This window comes from Cereibacter changlensis JA139 (assembly GCF_003034985.1).
GTDB lineage: Bacteria > Pseudomonadota > Alphaproteobacteria > Rhodobacterales > Rhodobacteraceae > Cereibacter > Cereibacter changlensis.
Genome location: NZ_PZKG01000067.1, coordinates 1 through 22238, shown reverse-complemented (window position 1 = coordinate 22238; position 22238 = coordinate 1). Strand labels below are relative to the sequence as shown.

Here is a 22238-nt window from a genome sequence, read left to right as displayed (position 1 = left end):
CTCATTCCGCCGGCTCCAGCCGGGTGCGGCGGCGTTCGGCGACAAAGACCGCCGTCTGCCCCGCCGTGCGCTTCGTCCAGATCAGCATTCCGGACAGCGTCATCATCGACAACAGGATCCCGAACAGAAAATACACCAGCTTCAGCCAGACCCCCAGAAAATCGCCGGTATGCAGCGGGCGCATCGAACCAGTGACCAGTTCGACCGCGCTGTAATCGGCAAGCCGGCGCAGCTTCACCACCTCCCCGTCATAGGGGTTGATCGCGGCGCTCTCGAACAGCAGCGGATAGGATCCGCGCCCGTAGATCTCCAGCGGCGCGAAGGCGTTCGAGGGCATCCAGAGGCTGTCCAGCTTCATGCCGGGATGCACCGACCGGGCGGCAGCGATGGCCGCATCGAGGCTCAGCGGCGACAGGTCCGACCGCTCGGCCACCTGCGGCACGCTCTCGCGGGGCAGCACGGTGGGGACGCCCGAGGTCGAAACGGTGACGCCCACATCCGACAGCACCGCCTCGACCAGGAACCAGATCGCGGTGACCGACATGATGGCGATGAAGGGGATCGACCAGATGCCCGCCAGGCGGTGGAAGTCGCCCCAGAAGATCCGCGCTCCCTTGCCGATCCGCAGCCGGGGCTTGGCATAGGCGCGCCAGAACTTCTTGTAGACGAGGATCCCGGTCACCAGCGACCCGAGCATTGGGATGCCGAGGATCGAGACGGCGTACCAGCCCCAAGAATAGCCATTGGTGAAGGGCAGGAACAGCCAGCCATGCAGGGCGCGCAGGAAGTAGCGGAAGCTGACCGTCCCCGCCTCGCCCTGCACCCGGCCGTCGTAGGGATTGACGTAGAGCGTCGCCTCCCGCCCCTCCGCATCGCGCACCGAGACCGTGGGCGCGAAATGGTTCTCGACGGGCCAGCCGACCCAGACGAGCGCGTCGCCCGGTCTTTGCGCCAGGACGGCCTCGACCAGCGCGTCGGTCCCCAGCCGCTCCCCGGCCCCATCGGGCTTGCTGGCGCGGACCGCCGGATCGGCGAGCCAGACAAGCTCGTGACTGACCGTAGCAAGGGTGCCGGTGACGCAGATGAAGAAGACATAGGCCCAGAGCGGCAGCGCGATCCAGCCATGCAGCAGCAGCCACAGCTTGGCCAGACTGCCCTTCGAGCGCTTGGGGGTCACGGATTTTATCTGCGCCTCGTGGGGCATGGCGTTCACCTATTCGTCATCGGCCTCTCTATAGCAAAGATTCCTGACAAGAACAGTATGTTTCTCGCGCCCGCCAGATCCGCGCTGCAGTGCCCTCTGCGGGATGTCGTTCCAGGCGGCTGCCTGCCTCTCGCCCTTGCCGAAAACTCCCGCAGCTTGCCCTTTCCTCAGGCAGCGGCATCGTCTCAAGCCTGCCGCAGCATCGCTTCCTGTGGTATGTGGCTGCCGTAGGGGCTAGACGCGTCCCACCCCTTGATCCGGAGCCGACTGATGATGCTGAAAACCCTGAAACGCGGCGTGGCCCTAATGGCGACGATCGCCGCCACCCCGACTCTCGCCGCCGAAGCCTTCGCGCCGAAGGTTCTGGTGATGGCGATGTTCGAAGCCGAGGCGGCGCCGTGGTTGAAGAGCCTCGACCTGCCCGAGAAGATCGTCGTCCCCGGCCTGCCGAAGGACTTCAACGCGCTGTCCTGCAACGCGGATCTCTGCGTGATGACCACGACGATGGGCTATGCCAACGCCGCCAGCTCGGCCATGGCCGTCGGGTTCTCCGACCAGCTGGATCTGTCGCAGTCCTATGTCCTGATCGCGGGCATCGCCGGGGTCGACCCTGCGAACGGCACGCTCGGCTCGGCGGCATGGGCCGATCACGTTGTGGATGCAGGGCTGGTGCACCGCATCGACAGCCGCGACGCGCCGGAGGGCTGGACCAGCCAGATCGTCGAACTGGGGGCGAAGGCTCCCGGAGAGAAGCCCGGCTGGGCCGCAGGCACCGAGGTCTTCACGCTCAACCCGGCGCTGGTCGCCGCCGCCTATGAGGCGACCAAGGCTGTCGAACTCGCCGATGGCGACGAGGCGGCGGCGTACCGCGCCACCTACACCCAGGATGCGGCCAAGGCGGCTCCGCAGGTGATGATCTGCGCCTCGGTATCCGCTGACACCTATTGGCATGGCGCAACCATCGCACAGGAGGTTGCCGATCACGCCGGGCTGTTGACCGACGGAGCAGCCGACTACTGCATGAGCCAGATGGAGGACAACGCGACGCTCACCGCCCTGTCGCGGGCAGCCGAGGCCGGACGGCTGGACATGGACCGCGTGGCGGTGCTGCGGACCGCCTCGAACTTCGACCGGGCCGCCGAGGGACAGGAAACCGCGGCCTCGCTCTCCGCGAAATCGGGCGGCTTCGGTCCCGCGACCGAAAATGCTTATCGCGTGGGGCGGGCCTTCGCCGAGACGGTGATAGCCGACTGGGACCGCTTCTCCAAGGGGCTGCCGCGGGAGTGACGGGCCGGAACGGGGCGAGGCAGGGCGTTCCGCCTTGCCCCGCCCCGGGTTCCTGCTTCTGTAACGCAGCAGGTCAGGCTTGTGCCGGCCGTCGCGCCGTCATCAGGAAGAACCGAATCGGTCGCCCATCGGCATCTGGGGTGGCTTGGCGTTCATGCCGCCCCTGGTGCGCACGATCAGACGACCGCGGCGGCTCTCTTCACCGCCACGGCACAATCGCTGACTATAACCGGCTGCCGGAAAGCGCGCGGTAGCGTCGCTCGAAATAGACCATCGGGGAGTAGTCAACCTCGGTGCCGATCACAGTCTCCACAACGCGCCCAAAGAGGACGCTATGTGTGCCGACCTCTTCGATCTGGCCGACCTGGCAGTCGAGGACGGCCATTGCGCCCATGAGGACCGGAGATCCAGTCTCCGCAATGCCCCAATCGCCAGATTGGAAGCGCTGGTCGCGCGCCTCAGGGCTGGCGAACCGATCGGCTATCCGACGGTGACTTTCCGCCAGGAAGTTCACTGCGAAAACCCCGCCGCGGCTGACATCGGCATGCATCGATGCCCCGCTGTTGATGCAGACCAGGATTGTCGGAGGGTCGGCGGTGACAGAAGTGACTGCGGTGGCGAGCATGCCAAGCGGTCGGCCATCGACGGTCCGTGTCGTCACCAAGGCGACGCCGGCAGCGTGACGGCACATCGCTTCCCGAAACTCGGCCGATCCTATGTTGGTCTTCTCGGTGGCGGTCATCGCTATACCCCGTGGCTTGAAATCACATGCGGTTCAGAACGAGGCGGAAAGCCCGCCGTCGCCGTACAGGATCTTGCCGGACATGTAGTCCGAGGCCTTCGAGGCCAAATAGATCACCGTGCCACCCAGTTCGTCTGGCTCCCGCCAGCGACGCGCCGGGACGCGGGTCACCCGATCCTCGTAAAGCGCGGGATCCTGCACGATGGCTTCGTTCATGCCGGTCAGGAAATAGCCCGGACCGATGCCGTTCACCTGGACATTCGCCCCCGCAACCTCGGCGGCCAGCGCCCGCGTCAGCATACGGAGCCCACCCGTGGCGCTGGCGTAGGGCACGACCCAAGGACGGCCCAGTTCGCCCAGAACCGACACCGTGTTGATGATCTTGCCCGCCTTGCGCGCGATCATCCCCGGCAGAACCGCGCGGCAGGCCATGAACGGGCCGGTCATATGGGTTTCGACCATCGCCGCCCGATCTCCGTCAGTGACGTCGACGAAGGCCGAGCGAGCGGCGATGCCCGCGTTGTTCACGAGGATGTCGACGCGATCGTGCCGCTGCTCGACCCTCGCGACCAGCGCGTCGATGTCGGCGCGGCGGGTCACGTCGCACAGCTCGCAGTCGGCCTGCCCCCCCGCCTCCCGGATCGCCAAGGCGACTTGGTCCAGCGGCTCGGCGCTGCGACCGGTCAGAGTAACGACGGCCCCGGCCGCGGCCATCGCCGCTCCGGTGACGATGGCCACCTTGCCAGACAGATCGAACACCGCGGACATGGCCTCTCTCAAGGCTGTCGCCCCTCCGCCCGGCCTCAGACAGCGGCCTGCCGGGTCGCGAAACCCTGCCATTCGGCGAGGATCGGCACCGCAATGTCCTGCATGGCGATGGTGTCGACGAAGATGTGCTGGGTGGCCACATGGATGTCGCGCATGCAGCGGCCCAGGTCGCTTGGGTTGCGGAGCGATTCCGAACCACCCATCACGTGACAGAAGCGCACGACCTCCGAGGCGACCTTGTGCACGAAGATGCAGTTCTGCCGGAAGCGCGCCCGCATCGCCGGGGTCAGTTCGCCGCCGGCTTCCAGATGGTCCTGAATCTCGCCATAGAAGCGCAGGGTGAAATCGCGGGCGGCGTGATACGATGCCTCGTGATAGGCGAAGTCGTGACGGAACACCGGCTGCTCTCCCAGCACGGTGGCATAGGCTGGGCGCTTCTTGCCGAAAGCGATGCGGGTGATCTCCTCCAGCGCGCGCCGCATCACGCCGAGGGCGAAGCCCGTGTGCCCGGCGCAGGCGAGACCGGCTATGCCGATATCGTAGAGCCGCCAGTCGCGCGGGCTGCGGGTGATGCTCCGCTCGTGGTGAAAGCCCTCCGGGACCGTCACATCGGTCAGGCTGTAATCGACGCTGCCGGTGCCGCGCAGACCCATCACGTCCCATTCATGCTCGAACTTCACCTCTTCGCGCGGGCGCCAGCAGACCCGCACCACCGGCGAGCCGTCGGGCAGCTTGCGCATTGCCTTGTCGTCCATGACGAACATGCCCGACCCGACCCAGGTCGCGTGCAGCGAACCGCTGCCAAAACGATACTTGCCGCTGCCCTGCAGCGCGCCGTTAGTCTCGACCGCCATGCCGCCCGGCCCAAGCATCCCGGCCATGATCGGCTTCTCCGGGCCACCATAGATCTCGGCCACCGCCTCGTCGCTGCAGAAGGCATAGGGCACGGCGGTGCCGGTGGAATTCGCCATCAGCGACCATCCCGCCGATCCGTCGGCCGCCGCGATCTCTTCCCAGGCCTCCATGCAATCGACCATCGGCGCCTGAAAGCCGCCTGCCTTGGCCTCGAGCAGCATCCAGAACAGTCCGGCGTCCTTCATGGCCTGCACGACTTTGGGCGTCATGGTGCCGAGCGCTTCCGAGGCTGCGGCCTCGGCCCGGACGATGGGGGCGATACGGCGGGCGCGCTCGAGAGATCGACATCTTGGCCGAGACCGGCACGCCGGTCACCCATGCGCCTCCGGGCCGCAACACGCCTGTGGTGGAGATGATGGCCCGCGGCATCACGCTGGCCGTGACCACCGACGGCACCGCGCCGAACCGCTTCTTCGACCTGCTGCAGACCGCGCGGCTGTTCCAGTCGGTCCAGCATGTGCTGCGCGGCCATGACCGCTATTTCTTCCCGCCCGGCAAGGTGCTGGAGATGATCACCATCGACGCAGCGAAGGTGCTGGGGCTGGATCACGAGATCGGCTCGCTGGAGCCGGGCAAGAAGGCCGATATCGTGGTGCTGGACATGCGCGCCCCGCATCTGACCCCGGATTGGCAGCCGGTCCATCGCATGATCGCCCAGGCGGTCGGGCATGATGTGGAAACGGTGATGGTTGACGGGCGGATGCTGATGGAAGACCGGCGCATCACATCGGTGGATGAGGGCGCGGCGCTGGCCGAAGGCAATCGCATCGCCCGCCAGCTGGTGGCCCGGTCCGGGCTGGACGCGCATCTGCGCGATCCCGGCTGGGGCCAGCTCTACCGCACCTTCGACGCGCCGGTGACCCTGCCCGAGGGCTGAAGTCGGCGGCATGGCGCCTTGCGCGACAGGGGCAGATCGGCCGTGCTGCCGGGCCATTCTGGTCACCCACCACCTGGGTTTGCCGATCCGGGCCTGATCGGCGGCCTGAGGGGGGGTGCACCGAGGCATCCGCCCGCTGCCCGATCGCCTTTCCGCTGCGGGTCGATCCCGCTCAACCGCAGCGGCCCCTTCAATGCGCGGCGCTCAGCCGCCATTGGCAGAAGTGAGCGAACGGCCTATCGGTGCAGGGATTGGTGCAAATCGCATCCGTACCCCCGAGGCCGCTTGATGATCTTGCGTGAAAACGTCCATATCCTTCGCCCGGTTGAAGAGCTTGATTACTACGACGCGCGCTCGATCCTCCTTCCTGCCGCCATCTCCCCGCTTGAGGCATGGAATCTGATCGCCGCCGGTCCGCAACCTGTCTTGCGCGCGGCGTTCTGGATCAGAGACGCCATATCCGCGCGGTTTGGCGTGAAGAAGATCGGGGGCTTCTCGGGCGAGCGGAAAGACGCGGTCCGGGTCGGCGAGCGCCTGGATTTCTTCCTCGTCGAGCACGAGATGCCGGACGCTTTGGTTCTCACCGAACGGGACCGCCATCTGGATGTCATGACCTGCATCTCGACGTCTGACCGCCGGCTGACGATCACCTCTTCCGTGGTCACGCACAATGCATTCGGACGCGCCTACATGCTTCCGGTCGGTCCCGCGCATAAGCTGATTGTCGGCGGCATGCTGCGGCGAATTGCAAGACGCCTGGAAAAGCCGAAGCTGGCGAACACGGACGGTTGAGCGCCGCGTCAGTGAACGGATTGCCCCTCGGTCCGCATGGCCGCCAATGTCTGAGCTTCCCCACTTTCGATCTCGGGCAGCTGAGCGCAGGTCCGGCCCGCCGCGCAAACTGTCTTGTCCGAAAGGGCCCGAGCCGGGAAGTCCGCATCCCCGGCCGATTGGCGAAAGCCATCATTGCCCACGCCGGGATGTTCTCCTAAAGTTCCCGCAGCGCAGGGAGGAGACTGTCCGGATGGCACAAGGCAACCCAGAGCAGGGCGGGCAAACCGACAACATCCCCTTGGCGGTCAGCACCATCATCCTGACGGTGCTTGCGCTTTCCCTGGGCGATGCGCTGATCAAGATGACCAGCGGGAACTTCGTCATCTGGCAGATCTTCGTGCTCCGCTCGCTGATCGCCATCCCGGTCCTCGTCGCGGTCATGGTCGCGAAAACACCGGGGAGACTCCGGCTGCCCGATGCGATGCCCTGGGTCGCCCTGCGCAGCCTGATGCTGGTCGGCATGTGGGTCTGCTACTATCTTTCGCTCCCCAACCTGACGCTTTCGGCGGCGGCCGCCGCCTATTACACGCTGCCGATCTTCATCACCCTGTTCTCGGCCCTGTTCATGGGGGACCGCATCTCACGCACCGCCTGGGCCGCCGTGGTCCTCGGGTTTCTGGGAGTCCTGCTGATCCTGCGCCCCAGGGCCGGGGATTTCAACGCCTATGCCATCCTGCCGCTGATTTCGGCCATGCTCTATGCCGGAGCGATGATCCTGACCCGCACGAAATGCCGACAGCAGGATCCCATCCTGCTTTCCCTCGTGCTCAACATCGGCTTCGTCATCGTCGGCGGCGTGGCTGCGGCCATTATCCTTCTGCTGCCGGAGACCTCGCGGCAGGGGTTCCTGCTGGCTGCCTGGGCGGGCATGGGACCGGCAGAGTGGGTGTCCATGGCCTTGCTGGCGACGGCGATCCTGATTGGAAGCATCGGCGCGGCCATCGCCTATCAGAATGGACCTCCGGCGATGATCGGGGCCTTCGACTTCGCCTATGTCGGCTTTGCCGTCATCTGGGGCTTCATCTTCTTTGCCGAGGTTCCCGACGTGACCTCTCTGCTCGGCATGCTGCTCATCGTGGGCGCCGGAATCCTGTCGTTGCGGCAGTGACGGTTCCGGGATCTCCTTTTGCGGGATGCCGTGGCCGTGCTGGCTCGCCACATGGGTAGCGCAGGACCGTCGCCGCAGATAGCCTATCGCCCCGGCGAGGGCGTTCCCTCGCAGGACCGGGCCTATGCCTCGCCCTCTCCCCCGTCGAAGGCGGCGCGGTAGTCGCTGGCGGTCTGGCCGGTATGGGCGCGAAAGCGGCGGGCGAAGTAGGCGGGATCGTCGTAGCCCAATTGCCAGGCGATGCGCTGCACCGGCATGCGGGTGTAGACCAGCGAACGGCAGGCCTCGCGCATCAGCTCGGCCTCGATCAGCGCCTTGGGCGACTCGCCGGCATGGTCCCGGCACAGCCGGGCGAGGTGGCGCGGCGACAGCCCGAGGGCGGCGGCATGATCGGCCACGCTCATCCGGTTGCGCGCCGTGCTGCGCACGCGGTCGAGAAACCGCGCCACCCGCTCCGCGTCCCGCCCGGCGGGTTGCCGGCTCTGCGCCGCTTCGGTCGCGGCCTCGGCGATCCGGCAGGCCAGCCCGACCGATGCGGCGCGCAGCGACAGGCGGCGGAGCGGCGACTTGCACTGGTAGAGATCGGCGATCCGGGCGAATTCCGTCCCGATCCCCTCCGGCGCCGCGATGACCAGAGGCTGCGCCAGCGCAGCCGTCGGCGCATCGGCAGCGAAGATCTCGGGGAAATCATCGGCGGGCAGCGTCAGCACATAGCCCTCCGCCCCGACCGAGAAGCGGAAGCCATGCACGCTGCCGCGCGGGATGTTCACCAGCACCGGCGGCGCGGCCTGCATGCCCTGCCCGTCCACGGTCAGCTGCAGGTCGCCCGCCTGCAGGAACAGGATCTGGTGCAGCGCCAGATGCCGGTGCGGCGCGATCCGCCACTCCAGCCCCGCGGCCCGGTCGACGATGCGCTCGATATGCATCACGTCGGGAAAGACCCGGCGTTCGCCATAGAGCTGCCATGCGGGAATTGTGCTGTCCATGTCCGAAAAGTGCCAGACTTTCCCCGTTCCGTCCATTCCCGCCCCGACGCAACCGCGTAATCTTGCATCCTGGGCGGAGGATTTATGCGGACACAGGTCGCCATCATCGGCGGAGGGCCTTCGGGGCTGCTCCTGTCGCAACTGCTGAACCGGGCGGGCATCGCCACTGTGGTGCTGGAACGGCGCAGCCGGGACTACGTGCTGTCGCGCATCCGGGCCGGCATCCTCGAGACGGGGACCGTCGATCTGCTGCGCGAGGCGGGGGCCGGTGCCCGGATGGACGTGGAAGGCATCCCGCATGACGGCTGCCTTCTGGCCGACAATGGCGAGATGTTCCGCATCGACTTCGACGCTGCCTGTGGCCGGAAGGTGATGGTCTATGGCCAGACCGAGGTGACGCAGGATCTCTATGACGCGCAGGACGCGATCGGCGCCACGATCTTCAACGAGGCCACCGATGTCGCGCTGCACGATGTCGACAGCGACGCGCCCCATGTGACCTTTAGGCACGGGGGCGCGGATCACCGGCTCGACTGCGACGTGATCGCGGGCTGCGACGGCTTCCATGGCATCAGCCGCCAGAGCATCCCAGCGGCGCTCCGGCAGGAATTCGAGCGGATCTACCCCTTCGGCTGGCTCGGCATCCTGTCGCGCACCCCGCCGGTGACCGACGAGCTGATCTATGCGCGCTCCGACCGCGGCTTCGCGCTTGCCTCGCTGCGCAATCCGATGCTGTCGCGCTACTATGTGCAGGTGCCGCTGACCGACCGGGTCGAGGACTGGTCGGACGAGGCCTTCTGGACCGAGTTCCGCGCCCGCCTGCCCGCCGAGGTCGCCGCCCGGCTCGTCACCGGGCCGAGCATCGAAAAATCCATCGCGCCCCTGCGCAGCTTCGTCTCCGAGCCGATGCGCTGGGGGCGGCTGTTCCTCTGCGGCGACGCGGCCCATATCGTGCCGCCGACCGGGGCGAAGGGGCTGAACCTTGCCGTCTCGGATGTGCATTACCTCTGCGAGGCGCTGATCCAGCGCTACCGCACCGGCTCCGAAGCCGGGCTCGACGGCTATTCCGCCCGCGCCCTCGCCCGGGTCTGGCAGGCGATGCGCTTTTCGTGGTCTATGACCACGATGATGCACAGCTTCCCCGAGCATGGCGGCTTCGACCGGCGGATGCAGCAGACCGAACTGGCGCTGCTGCAACGCTCCGAAGCGGCGCGTCGGCTGATGGCGGAAAACTACACGGGGATGCCGTTCTGAGCGCGCGATGGCGGCCCATGCCTCCGGGCCCGCTGCGGCAGAGTCCGCGCGTGGTCTGGTTTTCAGGGCCGATCCGCGTGGCCCATGGGGCAGCGCAGCGGCATCTGGAAAGCAGCGGGCCGATGATCGACGACCACCCCGGCACCCTTCGGCGGCGCCAGGATGAGCGGCTTCGGCGGTCGCTGGGCGCTGGCCGGATTTTGTGAGACACGCTGTTTCACCGGCCCCGGCTGAGCGCCTCGCGACTACAGGTTTACAGGAGAGAGGAACACCATGAACATATCCATGCTGATCGGCGGCAAGGACACCGCGGCCGCCGAGGGCCGGACCTTCGAGCGCCGCGACCCGTTCACCGGCGAAGTGGCCACCGTCGCGCCCGCCGCCTCCGCCGAGGATGCCCGCGCCGCGGCAAGGGCCGCCGGGGCCGCCTTCCCGGGCTGGGCGGCGACCGCCCCCGCGGCGCGGCGAAAGCTGCTGCTGAAGGCCGCCGACGAGATGGACGCGATGACTCCCGAGATCATCGCCACCGCCATCGCGGAAACCGGCGCCACCGGGCCGTGGATCGGGTTCAACTGCATGCTCGCGGCCAATATCCTGCGCGAGGCCGCCTCGATGACGACGATGATCACCGGCGAGGTGATCCCCGCGAACAAGCCCGGCACGCTCGCCATGGCGCAGCGCAAGCCGCTCGGCGTCTGCCTCGGCATCGCGCCCTGGAACGCGCCGCTGATCCTCGGCACCCGCGCCGTCGCCACCGCCATCGCCTGCGGCAATACCGCGATCCTCAAGGCGTCCGAACTGAGCCCGGCCACCCATCTCGCCATCGGCGAGGCCTTCCGCCGCGCGGGCTTCCCCGAGGGCGTGATGAACGTGGTGACCAACGCGCCCGAGGATGCGGCGGAGATCGTCGCGGCGCTGATCGAGGCGCCCGAGGTGCGGCACATCAACTTCACCGGCTCGACCGCGGTCGGCCGGATCATCGCCGAGAAGGCCGCGACCCAGCTGAAGCCCGTGCTGCTGGAGCTGGGCGGCAAGGCGCCGCTGATCATCCTCGACGATGCCGATATCGAGGCCGCGGTGAACGGCGCCGCCTTCGGCGCCTTCATGAACCAGGGCCAGATCTGCATGTCCACCGAGCGGATCATCGTGCTCGACGGGATCGCCGACCGCTTCGTCGCGGCGCTTGCCGCCAAGGCCAGCGCCCTGCCCGCCGGCAACCCGCGCGACAAGGTGGTGCTCGGCTCGCTGGTCACGCCGCAAGCCGCCGAGAAGATGGACCGCATCATCGCGGATGCGGTCGCCAAGGGCGGCAAGGTGATCGCCGGCGGCACGCGCGACGGGGCGGTGGTGACGGCGACGCTGATCGACAACGTCACCTCCGACATGATCATCTACACCGACGAGAGCTTCGGCCCGGTCAAGCCGATCATCCGCGTCAAGGATGACGAGGAGGCCATCGCGGTGGCCAACGACACGCAATACGGCCTCTCCTCGGCGGTCTACGGCTCCGACATCACCCGCGCGCTGTCGGTCGCCGACCGGATCGAGAGCGGCATCTGCCACATCAACGGGCCGACCGTGTCGGACGAGGCGCAGATGCCGTTCGGCGGCGTGAAGGACTCGGGCTACGGGCGTTTCGGCGGCAGGGCGGGCATCGAGGCCTTCACCTCGACCCGCTGGGTCACCATCGAAGACCCGCACCAGCATTTCCCGTTCTGATTCTCACCGCAGAACGCGAGAGGCCGCCCGAAAGGCGGCCTCTTTTCCCTCGGGGGCTGGAGCCTCAGCCCTGCGCCGTCTCGATATGCCGCACCAGCCGCAGCAGGGCCCGGCCGACCGGCGTTTCGATCCCCAGCGCCTCGGCCTGAGCGACGATGATGCGCAGCGACCGCTGCGGCGGAACCTGCGCGGTGGGCGCGGCGGATCTCGACCGGATCCGAAGCCAGGGCTTCTCGACCAACAACGGCGAGGCATCGGCGCCGTCGCCGTCCCGATCCTCGACGACGAGGGCGCAATGCCGCTGACCCTGAGCATTTTCGGCATGCAGCACCGCTTCGACAGCGCCATGCTCGTCCGCGCCCTGCCCATGCTGCGGCAGACTGCGGCGAATATCACGCAAACGCTGACGCGATGAGAGCGGGCATGGCCTGAACCTGTCGCATGTGCAGCGCCGGGCGGCGGCGCGGCAGCTCCCGATGGATTGGGCGTTGCTCTTGCTCCGGAGCTCGACCAATCTGCCGGGAGCGACAGCCTGGAGATGAGAAGATGACGACATTCGACCCCGAAGCCCTCGACCACGCGCTGGACCGGCTTGCGCAGAACTATCCCGGGCCGGGGGGCGTTGCGGGCGTCGTGAAGGACGGGCAGGTGATCGCGCGGCGGGCCTGGGGCTATGCCGATCTGGCGGCGCGGCGGCCGATGCAGGCGGAGACGCGGCTGCCGATCTGCTCGATCTCCAAGCAGTTCACCTGCGGGGTGCTTCTGGCGACGGTGGGCGATCCGGCGAAGCTCGACGCCGGCGTGGCGGCCTTTCTGCCGCAGTTCACCGGGTCGTTGCCGACGGTGCGCCAGCTTTGCGACAACCAGTCGGGCCTGCGCGACTACTGGGCGCTGACCGTGCTGCAAGGGGCCGAGGCGAGCCAGACCTTCCGGCGCGAGGATGCGCTGCCGCTGATCGCGCGGATGAAGACCGGGCATTTCCCGCCCGGTTCGGCCTATTCCTACTGCAACTGCAACTTCCGCATCGTGTCGGAGCTGATCGAGGCCGAGACCGGGCGCGCCCTGCCGGACCTCTATGCCGAACACATCTTCGGCCCAGCCGGGATGACCAGCGCCGAACTGACCTCCGACACAAGGCATCCCGCCGATGACGCGGTAGGCTACGAGGGCAATGACGCGACCGGGTTCTTTGCCGCCGACAACGGCATCTTCTGGATCGGCGATGCCGGGATTTCCGCCTCGCTCGACGACATGCTGGCCTATGAGGCCTGGATCGACACCACGTGCGACGACGAGGCCAGCCTCTACCGTCGCCTGTCGGCGCCGCCGAGCTATGCCGATGGCACGCCTGCGAGCTACGGCTTCGGCCTGTCGCACGAGACGGTTGCCGGGGTCCGGGTCACCGGTCATGGCGGCGCGCTGCGCGGCTTCCGGGCGCAGCGGTTCCATGCGGCGGAGGAGCGGCTGTCGGTGGTGGTGATCTTCAACTACGAGGCCAGCGCCCATGCCGCCGCCGCCTCGCTGCTGCAGGCGGCGCTGGGACATGCGGCTGCGAAGGGCCAGCGGCCCGCGGGCTGGGCGGGCCAGTGGCTCGACCCAGCAAGCGGGCTCCTGCTGCGCGTGGCCGAGGATGCCGAGGGGCTGACCCTGCGCTTCGCCACCGGGCCGGACCGGCTGATCCTCGGCGCGGATGGAGTGGCGCGGGGGCCGGGCGTCGCCCTGCGCCGCGACGGCGGGGATCTGGTGATGGAGCGCGGCTCGGACAATCTGCAGGTCCGCGCGCGGCCCCTGCCTCTTCTGGAGGTCGCAGACGGCAGCGATCTGGCGGGCTATTATCGGTCGGAGGAGCTGGAGGCCGATCTTCTGATCGAGGCGCGCGATGGCGGCGTCTATACGGGCTTCGCGGGCATGCTCGGCGAGGGGCCGATGGAGCGGGTGCAGCCCGCGGGGCCCGATGTCTGGGTGGTGACGACACGGCGCTCGATGGATGCGCCTGCCCCCGGCGACTGGACGCTGCAGCTGCGTCGCGATGCGGCGGGCGGGATCGCGGGCCTGACGCTCGGTTGCTGGCTGGCGCGCGGCATCGACTACAGCCGCGTCTGAGAGAAGAGGGCCGCCCAAGCGAGGGCGGCCCCTGCCGGGTCAGTTCTTCACGGTATCCTCGAGGAAGAACCGCCCCAGCGGGTTCTGGGTGAAGCCCTCGATATTGGCGCGGCTCACGTTGATGAAGGGGCTGTAGTAGAGGTCGATCCAGTGGGTATCGGCCTTCGACAGCTCCTGGATCTTCATATACATCGCCTCGCGCTTGGCTGCGTCCATCTCCAGCCGGGCGTCGGCCACCAGCTGCTTCACCTCGTCGTTCTGGTAGCGCGTCATGTAGTTCATGTTCACGTCATGGCCGAGCACGAAGGTGGTCTTCTGGTCCGGGTCGAGGATGTCGTTGGTCCAGTACATCACCGACAGGTCGTATTCTCCGTTCAGCAGCATGTCCCAGGTCATGCTCGGGTCCATCTTCTGCAGGTTCACGGTAACGCCCGCCCCGGCCAGCTGCTGCTGCAGCAGCACTGCGATCTGCTCGTCAACCTCGTTGCCCGCATTCACGACGTAGTCCAGCGTCACGCCTTCGGCCCCGGCTTCGGCCAGCAGGGCCTTCGCCTTCTCGGGATCGTAGGGGCGCAGCAGGTTGGCGTCGTTGTGATAGAGCGCACCGGCAGGAATGTAGGAATTCGCCACCTGCGCCTGACCGAAGGTCACGGTGTCGATGATCGCCTGCTTGTCGATGGCGTAATCCAGCGCCTCGCGCACCTTGGGATCGTTCAGCGGCTCGTGCTCGTGGTTCAAGAGCAGATGGTCCTCCCGCGTCGAGGGATCGGCGGAGACCTTGAGGTTGGGGTCCTTCTTCAACTCCTCAACCCGCGAGAAGGGCACGAAGATCGCGGCATCCAGCTCGCCCGCCTGCACGCTCAGCATGCGGCTGTTGTCGTCGGGCACCGAGATCCACTCCACCCCGTCGAGGCTGACCCGGTCGGCCTCCCAGAACTCGGGGTTCTTCTTCAGGATCACCCGGTCGCCGCGCCGCCATTCCTCGACGGTGAAGGCGCCCGAGGCGATGGGCTTCTCGGCATAGGCCTCCTCGCCCATCGACTCCATCCCGGCCTTGGAGACCACCGAGACGGCGGGCATGGCCATCGTCGACAGGAAGGGGGCGGAGGCGGTCTTCAGCGTGACCACGAGGGTCTTCGCGTCGGTCGCCTCGGCGGTGTCGATGACGCTGTAGCTGTCGGACCAGAGCGACAGCTCGTTGTCGCGGATGCGCAGCAGGGTGAAGGCGGCATCCTCGGCGGTGATCGGCGTGCCGTCGGAGAAGTTCGCGTCGCGCAGGTGGAAGGTGTAGGTCAGCCCGTCTTGCGAGATATCCCAGCTTTCGGCGAGACCCGGCTCCAGCTTGGTGCCGGTCTTGTCGACGCGCACCAGCACGTCATAGACGTTGGAGAACACCCAGAAATCGACGTTCTGCGCCGTGGCGATCGGATCGAAGGTGGTGCCATCCTCGCGCCGACCGATGGTCAGCACGCCCGCGGCCTCGGCGATGCTGCCGAGACCGAGGCTCACGGTCAGCGCGATCAGGCCGACGCGGGCCCATTTGCGTGTCATGTCGTCAATCCTTCCTGTTGGAGTCCGGTTTCTGAAATTGCCCCGGCCTCGCCACCGCCGAGAGGCCGGTCGGGGTCGATGCTGGGGATGGCCGCGATCAGCGCCGCGGTATAGGGATGCGCGGGACGCGCGAAGATCTCGGCCGAGGCGCCATCCTCGACGATGCGGCCGTGCTGCATGACGACCACGCGCTCGCAGAGCCTGCGCACGATGGCGAGGTCATGGGCGATGAAGATCAGCGTCAGCCCGTGATCCTGCACCAGCCGCCGGAACAGCGCGACGATCTGCGCCTGAATGGTCACGTCGAGCGCGGCCACGCATTCATCGGCCACGATCAGCGTCGGATCGACCGCCAGAGCCCGGGCGATCCCGGCGCGCTGGCACTGCCCGCCACTCATGCTGCGTGGACGGCGGGCGGCGAAATCGCGCTCCAGCCCCACCATGTCCAGAAGCTCGCCGATCCGCGTCGGAATCCGCTCGGCCGGCACCTTGCCCTGCACCCGCAGCACCTCGGCCAGCGTCTCGCCGATGGTCATGCGGGAGTTCAGCGCATTGAACGGGTCCTGGAACACCATCGCCGCCTCGCGCCGCAGCCGCGCCAGCGTCCGGGCGCGCTCCAGCGTCAGGACCGCGCCGTCGAAGGCGATATGTCCCGCCGTCACCGGCTGCAGCCCCAGCAGTGCGCGGGCCAGCGTGCTTTTCCCCGAGCCGCTCTCGCCGACGATGCCCACGGTCTCGCCCCGCCCGACCCGCAGGCTGACGCCCGCCAGCGCCTTGGTGCTGCGCTTGCGCCCGAAGAGCCCGCCCCCCGCCGGAAAGCTGACCTCGAGATCGTCGATCTCGACCAGCGGCGCCTCGTGCGGGCGCAGGGGCTCGCCCACCGCATCCTCCTGCGGCAGCGAGGGGTGCGAGGCGATCAACGCCTGCGCATAGGGATGCTGCGGATGGGCCAGCAGCGCGCGCTTCTCGCCCTGCTCCACCACAGAGCCGTTGCGCATCACCGCGATCCGGTCGCAGACCTGCGCCACCACGCCGAGGTCATGGGTGATGAGGATGATCGACAGCCCGCGCGTCCGCCGCAGGTCCGCGAGCAACCGCAGGATCTGCGCCTGGATGGTCACGTCGAGCGCGGTGGTCGGCTCGTCGGCGATCAGGATCTCCGGGTCGCAAGCCAGCGCGATGGCGATCATCGCCCGCTGCCGCATCCCACCCGAAAACTCATGCGCATACATCCGCGCCTGCCGCGGCGGATCGGTGAAGCCGACCTGCCGCAGCAGATCGACCGCCTCGGCCTGCGCCGCCGCCCTGCCCAGCCCGCGATGCCGCCGCAGCCCCTCGGCGATCTGGTCGCCGATCCGCATCACCGGGTCGAGATGGCTCGTCGGGTTCTGGAAAATCATCCCGATCCTCCGCCCGCGGATGCCGAGCATCGCCGCCTCCGGCAGGCCGCTGATCGTCTCCCCGTCCAGCTCCACCCGGCCCCGGGTGATCGCCAGCTTGCGCGAGGGCAGCAGCCCCATCACCGCCCGGCAAAGGAGGCTCTTGCCCGACCCGCTCTCGCCCACCAGCCCGAGGATCTCGCCCCGCTGCAGCTCCAGCGAGACGCGGTCGATCAGCAACCGGCTCTCGTCGCCGTCGCGGAAGCGGACCTCCAGATCCTCGATGCGCAGCACGGCGGTCATTCCCGCACCCCCAGCAAATCGCCCAGAGCATCGCCGACGAGGCTGAAGCCGAAGGCAAGAAGCACGATGGCCAGCCCGGGGAAGACGGTGATCCACCACGCGGTCGTCACGAAAGCCTGCCCCTCGGCCACCATCACCCCCCATTCGGCGACGGGCGGCTGCACCCCGAGCCCGATATAGCTGATCGCCGCCCCGCCCAGCAGCACCAGCACGGCGTCGGACATGACGAAGACCAGCGACCCGGCCAGCGCATTGGGCAGGAGGTGGCGGAACATGATCCGCATCCGGGAAAAGCCGAGGCTCTCCGCCGCCACCGCGAAATCCTGCGTCTTCAGAACAAGGATCTGCGCCCGGATCAACCGCGCATAGGAGACCCAGCCGACCAGCGCCATCGCGATGAAAAAGCTCTTCAGTCCCGGCCCGAGAATGGCGATGATCGACAGCATCAGCACGAGGAAGGGGAAGGCGAGGATCACGTCGATGATCCGCATCAGCACCGCGTCGACCCAGCCGCCGAAGAACCCGGCGAGCGTGCCGATGGCAGTGCCGATGAGGAAAGGAAACACCACCCCCAGCACCGCGATCTGCAGATCGATCCGCGCGCCCCAGATCACCCGCGACAGCACGTCCCGCCCGAAATTGTCGGTGCCGAACAGATGCGCGAGGCTCGGGGGCTGCAGGCGCATCGTGCCGTCCTGAAAGATCGGATCGAAGGGCGCGATCAGCGGCGCGGCCAGCGCGACCAGCAGCGCCCCTGCCAGCAGCGCCAGCCCGAAGCCGAGCATCGGCCGCCGGCCGATCTGCATCGCCAGCGCGCTCACAGCTTCACCCGCGGGTCGAGCGCGACGGTGATGATATCGGCGAGAAAGTTCACCAGCACCGTCGCCACGGCAAAGGTCATCGCCACCCCCTGCACCACCATGTAGTCGCGTGAAAAAATCCCCCGCACTAGCAGCTGCCCCATCCCCGGCAGGGCGAAGACGCTCTCCACCACCACCGTGCCGCCGATCAGCCAGCCGATGTTCACCGCCAGCAGGTTCACCGTCGGCACCAGCGCATTCGGCACCACATGGCGCCAGAAGACCACGCCCTCCGGCATGCCCCGCGCCCGCGCCGCCGTGGCCACATCAGAGGCGAGCCCGGCGATCATCCCGGCGCGCAGGCTGCGGGTCAGCACCGCCGAGAGCGACAGCGCGACGGTCAGCCCGGGCAACACCAGATGCGACAGCTTCTCGGGCAGGGTCTCGCCATAGCCCGAGACCGGCAGCCAGCCGAGCGTGACGCTGAACACCAGGATCAGCACCAGCCCCAGCCAGAACGGCGGCAGTCCGATGCCGACGGTCGAGACGATCCGGATCGCCTGATCCGCCGCCCGCCCCTGCCGCCGCGCGGAGATGGCGGCGAAGGGCACGGCGATCAGCAGCGACAGCAGCACGCTGGTGAGGACGAGCGCCAGCGTCGGCTCGATGCGCGAGGCGATCAGTGGCAGCACGTCGATCTTGAAGACGGTCGACCGCCCCATCTCGCCCGCGGAAAGGTTTTTCAGGAAGTAGAAATACTGGGTCCAGATCGGCTCGTCCAAGCCGTATTGCGCCCGGATCCGCGCCAGCGCCGAAGGTGTCGCCCGCGCCCCGAGCAGGATGCGCGCCGGATCCCCCGGGATCAGCCGCACCAGCACGAAGGTGATGATCGATATTCCGAACAGGACCGGCAGGAACTGCAAGGGGCGCAACAGGACGAAGCGGTAGCGATGCATGGGCCGGGCAGTCTCCTTCAACAGAGGGACCGGACGCAGCGTCAGCGAGCCGGGCTCCCATGACAGAAAAGGGTCATGTGGTCGGTGCTTTGTCTAGCCGAATGCGCAAGAGCAGGCGCTTTTCCCGGCGGTTTTGCCGGCGCTGCGCAGGAAGGCGTCGCACGGCGTCGCTGCACATCGATGAGGCGGGCAATGGCCGCGCCGACCCGGCTGCGGCATCCGGCGAGCTGCCGCCCGGCGTCGCTGGCGCAGGCAGGACACACGGCGGATGTCCGGCCGCAGCGCCCGGACATCCTGGTTCAGGGCCCGCCTTATCGGACGACGAGGGGGCCGTGCATTCCGCCCTCGTAGTGGCCGGGGAGGAGACAGGCGAATTCGTAACTGCCGGGCGCGCCGAAGGTCCAGGCGATCTCTCCTCTGTCGCCTGGCTGAAGGTGCAGCGCATTCGCGTCGTGATGCGCCATGTCCGACATTTCGGCCATCATGCTCTGGTGCTCCTTGATCGCGGCAAGGCTGTCCATGACGAACTCGTGCTCCTGCTCGCCCTCGTTGCGGATCATGAGGTGGATAGTCTCGCCGGACAAGAACTCAAGACGGGGCGGATCGAAGATCATCCGGCCGTCCTCAGTCTCGCGCATCGCCACCGCCACCGTTCGGGTCGCATCCTTCGCGCTCGCAGGTAAGCCGAGCGCGGTCGCCGAGGCTGCCGCGGCGCCCGGGAGATCCCTTCCATCCTGGCCATGCCGGTGACCGCCATCCGCCTGCGCGGCGCCGGCAAAAGCGGCGGCTGCGAGAGTCAACGTCAACAATTTCATCTGGTCTTTCCCTTGTCTGTGTCGAGGGCGTTCCGCCACCGACCGGGTGTGTCTTTTCGAAGCCGGCCGTTCGGCTCCTGCTTGTCTTCGAACGGCCTGACGGGCGCGATGCCGGGCCCGCCAGGCGGGGAAAAGCTCAGTTGCCCGAGACTTGTCGTTGGTATTGGGCAGCGCGCTCTGGCCAGGTGCTCTTGATGTAGTCGAGCACGGCTCGCATCTCGGCCTCGGACAGGATGTCGGCGAAGCCCGGCATGTCGCTCTGATAACCGTTGCCGACGATCTTCGAAGTGCCCTGTCGGATGATCGCCAGAAGCTGCGCATCCGGATGATGCCAGGTGTGCCCCGAAGCGTCGTGCGGCGGCGCAGGAAAGCGTCCGTTCGACAACGGCTCGCGCCAGTTCGGCTGGCCTTCGAGGTTGGCGCCGTGGCAGGAGGCGCAGTTGGCGGCATAGACCTTCTGCCCGATCGCCACGGCGCCGGAATCGCCCGCAACCGGGGCAGCGACCGGTAGGAGGAGCCAGATGCCGACGGCGGCCGCGGCCGTGGCCAACCCCGCTCCCAGAACAAACTGCTTCATCCTGCCGTCCCCGGCACTGCGCGCAAGAGTGATCGGCGTCGTCCCGTCAAGGCTGCCGGTGTTCCGCGCTGCGAAGGTGAAGCTACCTGCAGGCGGCGCAAAAGAAAGGTGTGCATGTCTCATCCCGTAAGGTCCGCATGGAGCGGATGTCTGCCAAGGCCGACTCGGCGCCGGCCGGTTCAGGAAGCGAGACGGGTTCTCGGGGGACGGTCCTCCGGCGGCGGAGGACGGCTGGCAGGCAGGCGGCTCCAGCTCGGCAGGAGGCGCATGCGCTTCTGGCCCCGGGCAGGCAGAAGGGCGGGATCGAGCAGCGCCGATGCCATGGTCGCGCAGGATGTCGCGCAATCGAGAGTGTGTTCCGCCTTATCGTGCCCGAAACCCGGGCAACATGGCTCGGGCTCCGCGGCGGAGTAGGCTATCGCGCCCACGGCGATGCGCTCGAGGCCCGAAGCGGGTGAGACCGGGCCCGCTGCAAGGGCGAGGGCCAAGAAGACGAGGCACAGAAGCGGCAAGGCGAAAACCCTGATCATGCGATGATGCTACATCCCTGCCCGATCTGCCGGTAGTGACCCTCACGCAACCGTCATCGCGACAGAGGCCAATTGGATTGGCAGGGGCGGAGGCTCGGAGCCACATGTCCTTGTCGCAGCGCGCCCATCGCGCGGCAGTCATCGACTTGACCTGCAACTGTTTTTTCTGCCCGGCTGCGGGCGGAGCCCGTTGGTCCTTCACGCGATTGCAGCGCGTGAAGGACCGTCTTGCCGCTTCCGCTGCGGCAATGGACCGCGGTCACGTCGTAGCTGAGGCGCCCGAACCGATCGTGCAGCTCCCGCGAGAGTCGATCCCGGACGGGGATCAGCTCCCTCCCCCTACCGCTCCAGTTCAGCCGCCACCAGCCGGCTTGCCCCCGACAGATCGCCGAGCTTCTCGCCCGCCTCGATCTTGCCGCGGTTGCGCCCTGCCCTCGCCTGCCGCGCCGTGGCCTCGACCAGCACTTCGGCGGCTTCGTCGGGCGGCAGGATCAGCACGCCGCAGGCGTCCATCAGCACCAGATCGCCCGGCATCACCGGCACGTTGCCACAGGAGATCGGCAGGTTCAGCGCGCCGCCCAGATCGTTGAGCCGGGTGGTGATCGCCGAGACGCCGGTGCAGAACACCGGCAGGCCGACCTCGATGATCTCGTCGGGATCGGTGCAGGGGCCGTCGAGCACCACGGCGATCGCCCCCGCGGCCTTGGCGGCAAACGCGACGCCGCCGCCGAGGCAGGCGTGGCGGCGGTCGCCCAGCCGGTCGATCACCACCACATCGCCGGGCTGGACTACAGAAAGCGCATGATGCAGCAGGGTGGAATCCGTGCCGGGGATGGCGACGGTGACCGCCGGACCCGCCAGAAGGCCGGTGATCGGCGCAATGGGGCGCAGGGCGCGGTCGACGAAGCCGCGGTGGCGGAAATGGCCGATGGTGGCGATCTCGACCTCGCGGAAGCCCGCAAGCAGGCTCGCGTCGAGCGGCGCGGAGCGCGGGCCGATGCGGTATTTCTTCATGGCTAGACTCCTTGGGCGGGCTTGTCCTGCCAGCCACGCCCGGGCACGGCAGACAGCAATTCGCGGGTGTAGTCTTCGCGGGGATTGGCGAAGAGCTCGGCGGCGGGCCCCTGCTCGACGATCCGGCCCTGCCGCATCACCGCGATCCGGTCGCAGATGCGCGAGGCGACGCGCAGGTCGTGGGTGATGAAGAGAAGGCCGAACTGCAACTCGCGCTGCATCCGGGCCAGAAGATCGAGGATCTGCGCCTGCACCGACACGTCGAGCGCCGAAACGCTCTCGTCGGCGATCAGGAGATCGGGATGCACAGCCAATGCACGGGCGATGCAGATGCGCTGGCGCTGCCCGCCGGAAAACTCGTGCGGGAAACGCGTCGCGGCGCTGCGGTCGAGGCCCACCGCCTCGATCAGGTCGAGCGCCCGGATCCGGGCGTCGTCGCGGGACAGGCCGTGGATGATCGGCCCCTCGGCGATGGCGTCACCCACCGACTGCCGCGGGTCGAGCGCGGTATAGGGG

General features: G+C 67.8%; 21 protein-coding genes. 7 read left to right on the top strand and 14 right to left on the bottom strand.

The window, feature by feature from the left end:
- Position 1: 1 nt before the first annotated feature.
- Positions 2 to 1204 (bottom strand): PepSY-associated TM helix domain-containing protein, encoded by a 1203-nt coding sequence (locus tag C5F48_RS14215; RefSeq protein WP_107664564.1) that lies wholly within the window; start codon positions 1202 to 1204, stop codon positions 2 to 4.
- 270 nt (positions 1205 to 1474) lie between these two features.
- Between C5F48_RS14215 and C5F48_RS14210 the strand changes: the two genes are divergently transcribed.
- Positions 1475 to 2491 (top strand): purine-nucleoside phosphorylase, encoded by a 1017-nt coding sequence (locus C5F48_RS14210; RefSeq protein ID WP_107664561.1) that lies wholly within the window; start codon positions 1475 to 1477, stop codon positions 2489 to 2491.
- A gap of 223 nt (positions 2492 to 2714) precedes the next feature.
- On the opposite strand, the gene C5F48_RS14205 is transcribed toward C5F48_RS14210, so the two are convergent.
- From C5F48_RS14205 to C5F48_RS14195, 3 genes are read right to left on the bottom strand one after another with little or no spacing between them, the layout of a single operon-like run.
- The gene (locus C5F48_RS14205) at positions 2715 to 3233 is read right to left on the bottom strand and encodes a flavin reductase family protein (protein WP_107664560.1); all 519 of its coding nucleotides are present in this window, start codon (positions 3231 to 3233) and stop codon (positions 2715 to 2717) included.
- 33 nt (positions 3234 to 3266) lie between these two features.
- Positions 3267 to 4001, bottom strand: coding sequence for an SDR family oxidoreductase (locus tag C5F48_RS14200; RefSeq protein ID WP_107664559.1), 735 nt, complete (start codon positions 3999 to 4001; stop codon positions 3267 to 3269).
- Positions 4002 to 4036: 35 nt separating this feature from the next.
- Complete coding sequence (locus C5F48_RS14195) at positions 4037 to 5167, bottom strand: acyl-CoA dehydrogenase family protein (protein ID WP_258186511.1); 1131 nt, start codon at positions 5165 to 5167, stop codon at positions 4037 to 4039.
- Positions 5168 to 5205: 38 nt separating this feature from the next.
- Between C5F48_RS14195 and C5F48_RS14190 the strand changes: the two genes are divergently transcribed.
- The 3 genes from C5F48_RS14190 (at position 5206) to C5F48_RS14180 (ending at position 7735) form a co-directional block, all read left to right on the top strand.
- The gene (locus C5F48_RS14190; RefSeq protein WP_211314599.1) at positions 5206 to 5793 is read left to right on the top strand and encodes an amidohydrolase family protein; all 588 of its coding nucleotides are present in this window, start codon (positions 5206 to 5208) and stop codon (positions 5791 to 5793) included.
- A gap of 288 nt (positions 5794 to 6081) precedes the next feature.
- On the top strand, positions 6082 to 6585 hold the full coding sequence (locus C5F48_RS14185; protein WP_107664557.1) for a DUF2867 domain-containing protein: 504 nt from the start codon (positions 6082 to 6084) through the stop codon (positions 6583 to 6585).
- Positions 6586 to 6631: 46 nt separating this feature from the next.
- Positions 6632 to 7735, top strand: coding sequence for a DMT family transporter (locus C5F48_RS14180; RefSeq protein WP_245941357.1), 1104 nt, complete (start codon positions 6632 to 6634; stop codon positions 7733 to 7735).
- 122 nt (positions 7736 to 7857) lie between these two features.
- Here the strand turns inward: C5F48_RS14180 and C5F48_RS14175 are convergent, their stop codons facing one another.
- Positions 7858 to 8721, bottom strand: a complete 864-nt coding sequence (locus C5F48_RS14175) for a helix-turn-helix domain-containing protein (protein WP_170139590.1) — start codon at positions 8719 to 8721, stop codon at positions 7858 to 7860.
- Positions 8722 to 8805: 84 nt separating this feature from the next.
- On the opposite strand from C5F48_RS14175, the gene pobA reads away from it, so the two are divergent.
- Both pobA and C5F48_RS14165 read left to right on the top strand, forming a co-directional pair.
- A complete protein-coding gene (pobA, locus tag C5F48_RS14170; protein WP_107664554.1) occupies positions 8806 to 9975 on the top strand; it encodes a 4-hydroxybenzoate 3-monooxygenase in 1170 nt (389 codons plus the stop codon).
- Positions 9976 to 10248: 273 nt separating this feature from the next.
- Positions 10249 to 11694 (top strand): aldehyde dehydrogenase, encoded by a 1446-nt coding sequence (locus tag C5F48_RS14165; RefSeq protein WP_107664553.1) that lies wholly within the window; start codon positions 10249 to 10251, stop codon positions 11692 to 11694.
- Between the two features lie 64 nt (positions 11695 to 11758).
- Here the strand turns inward: C5F48_RS14165 and C5F48_RS26570 are convergent, their stop codons facing one another.
- A complete protein-coding gene (locus C5F48_RS26570; RefSeq protein WP_245941356.1) occupies positions 11759 to 12094 on the bottom strand; it encodes a hypothetical protein in 336 nt (111 codons plus the stop codon).
- 146 nt (positions 12095 to 12240) lie between these two features.
- On the opposite strand from C5F48_RS26570, the gene C5F48_RS14155 reads away from it, so the two are divergent.
- Entirely contained in the window at positions 12241 to 13797 is a 1557-nt protein-coding gene (locus C5F48_RS14155; protein WP_107664551.1) for a D-aminopeptidase, read from the top strand.
- Positions 13798 to 13836: 39 nt separating this feature from the next.
- Here C5F48_RS14155 and C5F48_RS14150 read toward each other — a convergent pair whose 3' ends face one another.
- From C5F48_RS14150 to C5F48_RS14110, 8 genes are all read right to left on the bottom strand, one after another.
- A complete protein-coding gene (locus C5F48_RS14150) occupies positions 13837 to 15348 on the bottom strand; it encodes an ABC transporter substrate-binding protein (protein ID WP_107664550.1) in 1512 nt (503 codons plus the stop codon).
- Positions 15345 to 17030, bottom strand: coding sequence for a dipeptide ABC transporter ATP-binding protein (locus C5F48_RS14145; RefSeq protein WP_107664549.1), 1686 nt, complete (start codon positions 17028 to 17030; stop codon positions 15345 to 15347). Before C5F48_RS14145 ends, C5F48_RS14150 begins: the two co-directional genes overlap by 4 nt.
- A complete protein-coding gene (locus tag C5F48_RS14140; protein ID WP_245941355.1) occupies positions 17027 to 17851 on the bottom strand; it encodes an ABC transporter permease in 825 nt (274 codons plus the stop codon). Before C5F48_RS14140 ends, C5F48_RS14145 begins: the two co-directional genes overlap by 4 nt.
- On the bottom strand, positions 17848 to 18786 hold the full coding sequence (locus tag C5F48_RS14135; RefSeq protein ID WP_107664548.1) for an ABC transporter permease: 939 nt from the start codon (positions 18784 to 18786) through the stop codon (positions 17848 to 17850). The genes C5F48_RS14140 and C5F48_RS14135 overlap by 4 nt, the downstream gene beginning before the upstream one ends.
- 311 nt (positions 18787 to 19097) lie before the next feature.
- A complete protein-coding gene (locus tag C5F48_RS14130; protein WP_107664547.1) occupies positions 19098 to 19601 on the bottom strand; it encodes a cupredoxin domain-containing protein in 504 nt (167 codons plus the stop codon).
- A gap of 136 nt (positions 19602 to 19737) precedes the next feature.
- Positions 19738 to 20178, bottom strand: coding sequence for a c-type cytochrome (locus C5F48_RS14125; protein ID WP_107664546.1), 441 nt, complete (start codon positions 20176 to 20178; stop codon positions 19738 to 19740).
- An 869-nt stretch (positions 20179 to 21047) separates the two neighbouring features.
- Positions 21048 to 21722 carry an RraA family protein gene (locus C5F48_RS14115; RefSeq protein ID WP_107664544.1) on the bottom strand — a complete coding sequence of 225 codons (675 nt, stop codon included), beginning with the start codon at positions 21720 to 21722 and terminating at the stop codon, positions 21048 to 21050.
- 2 nt (positions 21723 to 21724) lie between these two features.
- A partial coding sequence (locus C5F48_RS14110; protein WP_146170602.1) for an ABC transporter ATP-binding protein occupies positions 21725 to 22238 on the bottom strand: 514 nt, incomplete at its 5' end.